Source organism: Kitasatospora sp. NPDC091257 (assembly GCF_044757675.1).
In the GTDB taxonomy this organism is placed as follows: Bacteria; Actinomycetota; Actinomycetes; order Streptomycetales; family Streptomycetaceae; genus Kitasatospora; species Kitasatospora lactacystinica.
On the sequence record NZ_JBIVVI010000345.1, the window covers coordinates 1 to 7,630 of the forward strand.

The window sequence follows — 7,630 nt, forward strand, 5'->3', positions numbered from 1 at the left end:
GGTGGCGGGCTCGAAGAGGTCCGAGTTGTACTTGAAGACGCAGTGGAAGCAGCCGTCGGCGCGGTCCTCGTAGGCGGACAGCGTGAGGTCGAACTGGCCTTCCTCCTCGGGGAGTTCGATGTACTCCAGGCGGTAGCCGAAGCGCTCCACGGCGACCTTGTGGGTGAGCAGGATGAACATCGCCTGAAACACCGCGGAGCGGCTCGGGTCGTGCTGGAGGCCCAACTGCTCGACCAGCAGCGGGAAGGGGTACTCCTGGTTGTCCAGCCCGCCGAGCACGCTCTCCCGCACCCGGCCCAGCAGATCGGCCACGGTCGGCTCCCCGGCCAGGCTCACGTGCAGCGGCAGCGGGTTGACGAAGTAGCCGTAGACGGAGGCGAACTCCTCCTGGGTGCGGCCGGTGACGGGGCTGCCGACCACGATGTCCGGCTGCCCGGACCAGCGGTGCAGCAGCAGGTAGTAGGCGCTGAGCAGCACCATGAACGGGGTGGCGCCGTTGGCCCGCGCCAGCTCGTGCACCCGGGCGGTGAGTTCGGCGTCCAGCTGGAAGAACTCGGAGGCGCCGTTGTGGGTCTGCACGGCCGGGCGCGGCTTGTCGGTGGGCAGGGCCAGCACCGGCATCTCGGCCGGCAGGTGGCCGCGCCAGTAGTCGAGCATCCGCCGCGCCTCGGGCCCGGCCAGGAAGCGGTTCTGGCGGTTGAGGAAGTCCAGGTAGCGGGCGGGCACCGGGGGCAGTTCCGGGGTGCGGCCCTGGCGCAGCGCCTCGTAGACCTCGAACAGTTCCTCGATGAAGGTGAAGGTGGAGATCGCGTCCGAGACGATGTGGTGGACGGCCTTCATCAGCACCCAGCGGTCCGGCCCGCGCCGGAACAGCCTGAGCCGCACCAGCGGGTCCTCGGCGAGGTCGTACGGCCGCCGGTACTCGTGGACGATCAGGTCGTGGATCTCCTCCCACGGCCGGCCCTCCACGTCGAACAGCCCGGTGTCGGCCTCGGCCTCCTCCCGGATCCGCTGGACCGGGCGGCCCTCCTCGGCGGTGAAGGCGGCGCGCAGCTCGGGGTGCCGGGCGACGAGGTGGCGGAAGGCCCCGAACATCAGCTCCGGGTCGAGCTCCGCGCGGACCTCGACGGCGCCGCCGATGTTGTACGCGAAGCCGTCCGGGTGCAGCAGGCGCAGGAACCAGAGCGCCTGCTGGTTGTGGGTGAGCGGGAAGCGGGACTCGTCGGCGTACAGCTCGACCTCGGCCTCGGCCGGGCCGCCGTCGGCGGTGAGCCGCTCGGCCAGGCCCTCGGTGAGCAGGTCGACCAGGTCGCCGACGGTGCCGTTGCTGAGCAGGGCCACCACCGGCAGGGCGACGCCCTGTTCGCCGTGCACCCGGGCGCGCAGCTCCATCGCGAGCAGCGAGTCCAGGCCGTGGGCTCCGAGCCTGGTCTCCGCGTCGATCCGTTCGGCGCCGATCCGCAGCACGGCCGCGGCGGCGGCGGTGAACCGTTCGACGACCAGCTCCCGGCGGGCCTGCGGGTCGGCCGCGCGGTAGGCGTCCAGGAAGCCTCCGGTCTCGGCCGGGGCCTGCTCGGCGGCGCTCGCCGCCAGGTCGGCGACCAGCGGCGGCGGCGCCGGGTACCAGGCGAGGAAGGTCGGCCAGTCGACCACGGTGGCGACCAGCAGCTGGGCGCGGTCCTGGCCGAGGACGCGCTCCAGGACGGCCGTTCCGGCGTCCGGCGGCAGCGAGCTCATGCCCCGGGCGTCGCGGTAGTGGGCGACCAGGCCCAGCTCCTCGATCATGCCGGTGGCCCAGGGGCCCCAGTCCAGGCTGAGCCCGGGCAGCCCCTCGGCCCGGCGGTGGTGGGCCAGGGCGTCCAGGAAGGCGTTGCCGGCCGCGTAGTTGGTCTGGCCGGCGGTGGTGAGCAGCGAGGCGACGGAGGCGAACAGCACGAAGTGGTCGAGCGGTTCGTCCCGCAGCAGCCGGTGCAGCAGGTGGCCGCCGATCACCTTGGGGGCGTAGCCGGCGTCGAAGGCCGGCCGGTCCATCTGGGCCAGCAGGGTGTCCCTGACCTGTCCGGCGAGGTGGAACACGCCCCGGATCGGCGGGAGCTGGCGCTGCCGGTAGTCGGCGAGCCAGTCGGCGAGGGCGGCCTCGTCGGTGACGTCGATCGGGGCGAGCAGCGGTTCGGCGCCGAGCGCCTGGAGCTCGCGCAGGAAGGCGATCCGCTCCCCGACGGGGGTGTCCGGTTCGGTGTACGCCCACTCGGAGCGCTCGGGCAGGGCGGTGCGGCCGACCAGGATCAGCCGCCGGGCGCCGCGCCGGACGAGGGTGCGGCAGAGCAGCCGGCCGAGGGCGCCGAAGGCCCCGGTGACCAGGTAGCTGCCGTCGGGACGCAGGACCGGCGGCAGCGGGCGGGTGAGGCCCTCGGCCTGCCGCAGCCGGCTGGTGAGCCGGCCGCCGGACCGCAGGGCGATCTCCTGCTCGTCCCGGGCGGCGAGTTCGGCGAGCAGCGCCTCGGCCTGGTCGGCGGCGTCGACGGCCGGGTCGAGGTCGATCAGGGTGCCGCGCTGGGCGACCAGCTCCTGCTGCCACAGCACCCGGCCGATGCCCCAGGCGGGGGCGCCGAGCGGTTCGACCCGGTCGCCGGGGGCGGCGGGCTGGGTGCCCCGGGTGACGATGTGCAGCCGGCCGTCCGGGCGGGCGGCGGGCAGGGCCTGGGCGAGGGCGATCAGGGAGTAGGCGCCGAGGGTCGCGAGCGGGCCGAGCCGGTCGGCGGTGGTGGCGGCCAGGGCGGGCTGGTCGAGGTTCCAGAGGTGGACGACGGTGGCGAAGCCTGGGTCGAGGTCGGCGAACAGTCGCCGGACGTCCTCGGCGGAGTCGGGCCGTACGGTCGAGTGTCCGTCGCCGTGCCGGTACTCGGTGCCGGGCCGGACCAGGTGGCAGCGGGCGCCCCGGCCGGTGGCCAGGGCGGCCAGCCGCTCGGCGAGGCCTCCCTCGTCGGCGAACAGCAGCAGGTCGCCGGGGGTCCCGTCGACGGCCGGCGCGGCGGCCTCCACCCAGTCGACCTCGGTGAGCCAGCCGTCGATGGTGGCCAGCCCGACGGAGGCCGGGGCCTGGGCGACGTCGGCGACCCGGAAGCCGGTGACCCGGCCGACCGGGGTGCCGTCCTCGGTGTAGAGCGCGAGGTCGCCGACGAGTTCCTCGCCGCTGTCCCGGGTGACGGTGGCGTGCACCCACAGCGGGCGGTCGCCGATCTCGTCGAGCCGGACCTCGGCGATCGAGACGGGGAGCCGGACGCTGCCGCCCTCGGGCTCCTCCAGCCGGGTGGTGAGCAGGGTCTGGAAGCAGCCGTCCAGCAGCACCGGGTGCAGGTGGTGGTCGGCCGCGTCCGGGCCGAGCTCGGCGGTCGGCCGGATCCGCGCGAGCGCCTCGCGGGGGCCCGCCCACACCTCGGCGATGGCCTGGAAGGCGGGCCCGTAGTCGTAGCCGCGCGCGGCCAGCTGCCGGTAGCAGTCCGGGCCGTCGAGGTGTCGCCCCCGGGCCCGGAGGGCGTCCGTGTCCAGTGCGGGGCCGTAGCCGCGGCGCTGGCCGGTGCGGACCCGGCCGCCGGCGTGCACGGCGGGCTCGCCGCCGGCGGGGGTGGAGGCGATGGTGAAGCGGGCGTCCTCCGGCGCGTAGCCGAGCTGGACGGGGACGGGCTCGGTCTCGGAGAGGAACAGCGCCCGGTTCAGCTCGATCTCGGCCAGCGTCACCTCGGTGCCGCCGGTCAGGGTGCGGACGGCCTGGGCGGCCATCTCCAGGTACCCGGCGGCGGGGAAGACGACCTGGCCCTCGATCCGGTGGTCGGTCAGGTAGGGCAGCCGCTCGGGGTCGAGCGCCACGGTCCAGCCGGGCTGGGCGCTCGCGGTGCGGCGGCCGAGCAGCGGGTGGTCCAGCTGCCCGAGCCGGACCTGCTCGACCGGCTTGGGCTCCACCCAGTACCGGTCGCGCCGCCACGGGTAGGCCGGCAGCGGTACCGGGCGGCCCGCCGGGTGCAGCGCGTCCCAGCTCAACTCGACGCCGAGGGTGTGCAGTTCGGCGAGGCTGCGGGCGAGGCGCTCGGGCTCGTCCTGCTGCCGGCGGATCGACGGCAGGACGTGCGCCCGCTCCGCGCACTCGCGGATCGCGTGGCCGAGCACCGGGTGCGGGCCGATTTCCAGGAACAGTCCGTGGCCGTCCTCGGCCATCCGCTCGACGGCGGCCCGGAAGCGCACCGGGTTGCGGACGTTCTGCCACCAGTACTCGCCGTCCAGCTCCGGCCCGCGGGCGAGCCCCTCGCGGGCGGTCAGGTAGAGCGGCAGCCGCGCCTCCTGGGGCTTGATGACGGCGAGCGCGGCCACCAGCTCGTCCCGGATCGGGTCCATCCGCACGCTGTGGTACGGGACTTCGACGTCCAGCAGGCGGGCGAAGACGCCCTGCTGCCGCAGCTCCTCGGCCAGCTCGGCCAGCGCCTCGGCGTCCCCGGCCAGGGTCACCGCGGAGGGGCTGTTGATCGCGCCGAGCGAGATCCGGGAGCGGTACGGGCGGATGCGGCGCTCGGCCTCGGCCTCCGGCAGACCGACCGCGAGCATGGTGCCGCTGCCGGCCAGGCGCTGCTGGAGGCTGCTGCGGGCGAGCACCACCCGCACGGCGTCGGCCAGGTCGTACACCCCGGCCTCGTGGAAGGCGGCGACCTCGCCGGTGCTGTGGCCGACCACCGCGTCGGGGCGCAGGCCGTGGCTCCGCCAGAGCGCCGAAAGCCCCACTTGGACGGCGAAGTTGGCGGGCTGGGCGAGCCAGGTCTCGGCCATCCTGGAGTCCGCCTCGTCCCGGCCCAGCTCGGTCAGCAGCGACCAGCCGGCCTGCGCGCGGATCTCCTGGTCGACGGCCTGCACGGCCTCCCGGTAGACCGGCTCGTGCTCGTACAGCCCACGGCCCATGCCCCACCACTGCGGTCCCATACCGGTGAACACCCAGGCCAGCCGGCGCTGCCGGCGTTCCCGGGCGCGGCCCTGGACCACTCGCGGGTGCTCTTCGCCGCGCGCGTACGCGGCCAGCGCCTCGTCCAGGTCCTCCCGGGTGGAGTAGACCACCCCGAGCCGCTCGGGCAGGTGCTGGCGGCGGTGGGCCAGGGTGTGGCCGAGGTCGGCCAGGGAGGTCCCGCCGGCGAGCTCCTGCCGTACGGCGTCGGCCAGTTCGGGAAGTGCGGCGGTGTCCTTGGTGCTCAGCGGCAGCACCGAGCGGACCGGCCCGGCCACCGGTGCGGCGGGATCGGGCCGCGGCGGCTCCTCCAGCAGCACGTGGGCGTTGGTGCCGCCGAAGCCGAAGGAGTTGACGCCCGCGCGGGCCGGCCCCCGGTGCTCGGGCCAGTCCACCGGGACGGTCGGGATCTCGAACGGCAGCGCGTCCAGGTCGATGCCGGGGTTGGGCCGCTCCAGGTTGAGGTGCGGCGGGATGCGGCGGTGCTTGATCGCGAGCGCGGTCTTGATCAGCCCGGCGACGCCGGCCGCCGCCTCGGTGTGCCCGATGTTGGTCTTGACCGAGCCGACGTAGCAGCGGTCCCCGGGTCGGCGGCCGATGCCGAGCACCCGGCCGAGCGCGGCGGCCTCGATCGGGTCGCCGACCGGGGTGGAGGTGCCGTGCGCCTCGACGTACTGGAGGCTGCCGGGCACCACCCCGGCCTCGGCGCAGACCCGCTCGATCAGGGTGACCTGGGCGTCCGCGCTGGGGACGGTGATGCCGTTGGTGCGCCCGTCCTGGTTGACGCCGGTGCCGAGGATGACGGCGTGCACCGGATCCCCGTCGCGCAGCGCGTCGGAGAGCCGCTTGAGCACGACCACGCCGACGCCCTCGGCCCGGACGTAGCCGTCGGCGGAGGCGTCGAAGGCGCGCGACCGGCCGTCCGCGGAGAGGAAGCCGCCCTTGGTCTCGGCGATCGTGTACTGCGGCGCCATGTGCAGCAACGCCCCGCCGGCCAGGGCGAGTTCGGTCTCGCCGCGGAGCAGGCTCTGGCAGGCGAGGTGGACCGCGACCAGCGAGGAGCTGCACGCGGTGTCGATCGAGACGCTGGGCCCGCGGAAGTCGAAGCAGTGCGAGATCCGGTTGGACACCATCGTCATCATGGTGCCGGTGGCGGTGTGCGCCGCGATGGTGCCGAAGTCGAGGTCGGCGAACTGGAGGATCTTCCAGTCGAGGGTGAAGGCGCCCATGTAGACGCCGACCTCGCGACCGGCCAGTTCGCCGGGGCGCAGGCCGCCGTCCTCCAGGGCCTCCCAGCTGACCTCCAGGAGCTTGCGCTGCTGCGGGTCCATGTGTTCGGCCTCGCGCGGGCTGATCCCGAAGAAGTCCGGGTCGAAGGTGTCGAAGCCGTCGATGTAGCCGCCCCGGCCACCGATCAGCCGCCCCGGCTTGGCCCGGTCCCTGCTGCCCAGGGTGCCGGTGTCGTAGCGGTCGGCGGGCGTCTCTGCGAGACAGTCCCGGCCCTCGATCAGGTTGCTCCAGTAGGACCGGTGGTCGTTGGCGTGTCCTGGCAGGCGGCAGCCGATACCGGTGATCGCGATGCGTTCGCGGGGCACGGCGAAGGGCGAGGAGGTCATGGTCCAATCCGGGGGTGATGGCGTGGCGCCGGGGACACGGGCAAGTGGGAGCGGCCGCTCGGGCCGGGGTTCAGACGGACTGCTCGGTGGTCTTCGCCCGGCGCCAGGGGTGCAGCAGAGTGGCACCGAGCTCCCCGGTGGTGGGGAACGCGGCCGGGTCGGTGAGGCCGACAGCCTTCGGTACCCTGCCGGGCCGCCAGGTGAAGCTCCCGAACACGTGGTCCCAGAGCGAGAGGTCGGAGGCGTAGTGGCCGGCTTCGGCGAGGTCGGTGCTGTGGTGCAGGCGGTGGAGTTCCGGCCCGGCCAGGACGTGGCCGAGCGGGCCGATTCGGACTTCGATGTTGGCGTGGACGAAATACCCCTGAGCCAGGACGAATATTCCGACCACGAACACTGAATCCGGCGAGAATCCGATCAGCGCCAGCGACAGTTGGACCACGGACTGTGCGACGAGCACGTCCAGGAAATGATTCACGCCGTTGTTCGCGACGTTCACCTTGTCCGGGACGTGGTGCACCCCGTGCAGCCGCCAGAGCCACCGGTTGCGGTGGGACCAGCGGTGCACGAGGTAGTCGCCGAGCGAGCCGACCAGCAGCGCGAGTGGGATCTCCATCGCGAACGGCAGCGCCGGGTGGGCCGGGCCGAGCACTTCCACCAGCGTCGCCACCAGCCCCTGGGCCAGCGCTCCGCCGACCATGCTCAGCACGAAGTAGACGCTGTACCAGCCGAGTTCGCGTCGGCTCGGATGCCAGTCGATCCGGTACGGGATCACCCGTTCCAGGACTGCCAGGTATCCGAGGACGGCGACCAGGAAGAGCGGGGAGACCCGGTCCGGCGCCCAGTGGAAGTGCAGGGTCGCGACGGCCGTGCACAGCACGCCCAGGAGCAGCAGCGGGTGGGCGAGCCGGCGGGCAATGGCTGACAGCACGCGCCCCCCGTTCTTCGCGGACTAACGACTGGAAACGTCAGAGACTCTAGCGGCAGACGCGCGCCGTGACAGTCATTCGACGTGTTAACTCCATGAATGACC

2 protein-coding genes are annotated in these 7,630 nt (G+C 73.8%); both read right to left on the minus strand.

The features are described from left to right. On the minus strand, positions 1 to 6,600 hold a 6,600-nt coding region (locus ACIQOV_RS17865), incomplete at its 3' end, for a condensation domain-containing protein (protein ID WP_401049498.1). Between the two features lie 70 nt (positions 6,601 to 6,670). Continuing rightward, entirely contained in the window at positions 6,671 to 7,528 is an 858-nt protein-coding gene (locus ACIQOV_RS17870) for a sterol desaturase family protein (RefSeq protein WP_401049501.1), read from the minus strand. Positions 7,529 to 7,630: the final 102 nt, after the last annotated feature.